General features: G+C 59.1%; 1 protein-coding gene. It reads left to right on the forward strand.

Annotated elements, in window-relative coordinates:
* Positions 1 to 467 (forward strand): hypothetical protein (locus AC1RPX_RS07695; protein WP_481763317.1); only part of this gene is annotated, 467 nt, incomplete at both ends.

Consider the following 467-nt stretch of genomic DNA (forward strand, 5'->3'; position numbering starts at 1 on the left):
GCTGCCCGAAATGATGTTCGACGGTCGATACCAGAAGTGGCACTCGCTGCTGGCCGCCGACGCATCGGTCGCGTTCTACCAGTCGCTGTTCGATCATCTGCCGGAAAAGACGTGGCTGCGTTCCAAGAACGGAGTCACCGTCCGCACCCGGCCCAAGTTCGATTGCCGTGTCTGGCAATTGCCGAACGAGAGCGAAGCGTTCGACGCATTTGCGTGGCGTGAGGCGGATGCGACACGCAACTCGTTGCAGATGCTGTGTCAAGCACACTTCTCACACCGTCAGCTGCACGGCAAGAACACGCGGGCTCAGCACGACATGCTGCACGATATCGGCCTCAACTGGAACAACGAGCCTGCTTCGTTCAAGCGTGGCACGTACGTCCGACGTATCGTGGAGGACAGAATGTTGACCGAAAAGGAGCTGCTTGCAATTCCCGAGAAACATCGGCCGAAGGGCCCGGTGACGT

This window comes from Dellaglioa sp. CoH-56-MRSF-14 (assembly GCF_056782115.1).